Origin of the sequence: Terrabacter terrae (genome assembly GCF_039529575.1) — a bacterium.
Classification (GTDB): Bacteria; Actinomycetota; Actinomycetes; order Actinomycetales; family Dermatophilaceae; genus Terrabacter; species Terrabacter terrae.
Map to the genome: position 1 here is coordinate 1 of NZ_BAAANB010000034.1, position 2,642 is coordinate 2,642.

Genomic DNA, 2,642 nt, shown 5'->3' on the forward strand with positions numbered 1-2,642 from the left:
GACAGCCCGGGCTGGTGCGCACCCCCGAGGCAAGATGGGTGGACAGACGTGTCCCAGGAGGCCCAGCCTGACTCAGCTCATCCCTACGCCGCTGACCCGCGCTGCCCTGCGCTGGTCGCTGGGTCACGCCCTGCCCCGCACCATGCTGCGGCGAGCGGCCAAGCAGGGCGACCTCCATGGCCGCATGTTCGTGGCCACCCAGTCCGGCGACCGGGCGGCGCTCGAGCCGGTCCTGGACCAGCTGCGCGCCCACGCCCCGTTCTACCGCGGCAGGTTCGCCTCGGTGACCGCGGACCACGCGACGGTGCGTGCCGTGCTGTCCAGCCCTGATGCCGGCGCCCGGCGCCTCCCCACGGACGGAGGAAGCACTTTTGCCCGTCTGCAGGTGTGGGCCATGCAGGACGCGCCGCTCGGACCTCTCACCCCGCCCTCCCTGTTGGTGACCGAGCCGCCGGACCACACCCGCTACCGCAAGCTCGTGTCGCGCGTCTTCACCGCCCGGGCGGTCGAGAGGCTGCGCACCCGCACCGAGCAGATCGCCACCGAGCTCCTCGACCAGATCGACCCGAGACGTCCGGTCGACCTCGTCGAGGCGTACTGCAGCCTCCTGCCGGTCACCGTGATCGCGGAGATCCTCGGCGTCCCGGCACGCGACCGCGAGAAGGTGCTCAGAATGGGCGCCGCGGCCGCGCCCAGCCTCGACCTCGGGCTCTCCTGGACGACCTTCCGCCACGTCGAGTCCGCGCTGCGCGAGTTCGACGAGTGGCTGGGCCAGCACCTCGAGGACCTGCGCCGGCACCCGGGCGACGACCTGCTCAGTCAGCTCGTCGGTGCGCAGGAGGACGGCGTCGGCCTCAGCGACGTCGAGCTGAGGTCCATCGCCGGGCTGGTGCTCGCGGCCGGCTTCGAGACCACCGTCAACCTGCTCGGCAACGGCATCGCGCTGCTCGCGAGCAACCCCGAGCAGCGCAGGCTGCTCACCGAGCGCGAGGACCTCTGGCCCAACGCCGTGGAAGAGGTCTTGCGAATCGACCCGCCGGTGCTCATCACCGGACGGATGGCCATGGCCGACACCGTGGTCGCGGGCGTCCCGATACGGCGCGGATCCGTGATGGTGGCGCTGCTGGCCGGCGCGAACCGTGATCCTCAGGTCTTCGCGGAGCCGGACACCTTCGACATCACGCGGCAGAACGCCCGTGACCACCTCTCCTTCTCGGCCGGTCGGCACTTCTGCCTCGGGGCGGCGCTGGCCCGGATGGAGGGCGAGGTCGGGCTGCGGACACTGTTCGAGCGGCACCCCGACCCACGCGTGGAGAACGGTGCCGTACGCCGGAGCACCCGCATCCTGCGCGGCTACGAGCGCCTTCCCGTGACGCTCAGCCCCTGACACCCGTCGAGGTCGGTCGACGCGCCCGGCTCGGCTCCCATGTACGGGGCCTCTCGGTGGCGCAGCTCGCACACCCGACGACATGTAGGAAATGACATGTAGGGACCGACATGTGACCGCTAAGGTGCTGGCATGTCCCTGCGCTTCGCCATCCTCGGCCTGCTGGCCCGGCGCCCGTCCACCGGATACGAGCTGACTCAGACCTTCGATCGCTCGCTGCGCACGTCTTGGCACGCCAGCCACAGCCAGATCTACCCCGAGCTCGGCAAGCTCGAGCGCGCCGGGCTGGCCGAGGTCGTCGGCCATGGGGCCCGCAGAAGCAAGACCTACGGTCTCACCGCCGCCGGCCGCGAGGAGCTGCGTCGCTGGCTGGTCGACGGCGAGCCGGACCGGTCCCAGCGGAACGAGAGCGGTGTCCGACTGTTCCTGACGCCACTCCTCGGCGCCGCTGACCGGTGCATCGCCTACGGGCGGGACCTGACTCACGTCGAGGACGAGCTCCAGGCACTGGTGGAGCTGAGGGCTCAGGTCGGCGCCTCGGAGCAGCCGGAGGCGTTCGCCCCGCAGATCGAGCTCGGCATCCGGCTCAACACCGTCGTACGGGACTGGCTGCGGGAGCAGATCGACGATGCCGCCGACTGAGCCCCCGCCTGCAGGCGCCCCGCGCCACCGCCCAGCCCGAACCACTTCGCCTGAAAGGCACGTCTGCCGTGACCACTCGCATGTTCCGTGTCACCGTCCGAGGCGTCTTCGACTCGCTGACCGAGATCCAGAGAGGCCTGCTTCTCGCGGACGCCGCGGACCACGACATCCTCAGAGCGAGCTACACGCCCGAAGGCCATCTGACCTACGACCTCTCGGTGCGTGATGCGTTCGCCTTCCGGTTCCTTGCGACCGGCGAGGCCGAGACGGACGCCATCGTCGCCACGGAACGAGCGGAGGCTGCGGCGGCGGAGTGGCTCACTGATCGGGACCACGGCTGCAAGAACCTTCGCTCGCAGGTCGTCGATCTCGCCCTCGCGCCGCTCGGCAAGCGTCAGCGCAAGGCCGCCATCGCCGGCCGCTGAGCCGCGAGCCGCTGAGCCGCGAGCCGCTGAGCCGCGCCACCCGCGCGAGCGGGACGTGGCAGACGCGGCATACAGACGTCTTCATGCGTGGCAGTGCGACACCGTCACGCCCGCAGAGGAAGCGACAGGAACGGAATGACTCCCGCCATCACGAGCAACCTGGCCATCGTGGCGAACGCTCTGCTCCT

3 protein-coding genes are annotated in these 2,642 nt (G+C 70.7%); all 3 read left to right on the forward strand.

Going from position 1 to position 2,642, the window contains the following annotated elements:
* Positions 1–1,387 (forward strand): cytochrome P450 (locus ABD194_RS18660; protein WP_343994276.1); only part of this gene is annotated, 1,387 nt, incomplete at its 5' end.
* A 132-nt stretch (positions 1,388–1,519) separates the two neighbouring features.
* Positions 1,520–2,029 carry a PadR family transcriptional regulator gene (locus ABD194_RS18665; protein ID WP_343994278.1) on the forward strand — a complete coding sequence of 170 codons (510 nt, stop codon included), beginning with the start codon at positions 1,520–1,522 and terminating at the stop codon, positions 2,027–2,029.
* Positions 2,030–2,097: 68 nt separating this feature from the next.
* Complete coding sequence (locus tag ABD194_RS18670) at positions 2,098–2,454, forward strand: DUF6204 family protein (RefSeq protein WP_343994280.1); 357 nt, start codon at positions 2,098–2,100, stop codon at positions 2,452–2,454.
* The last annotated feature ends 188 nt before the right edge of the window (positions 2,455–2,642 follow it).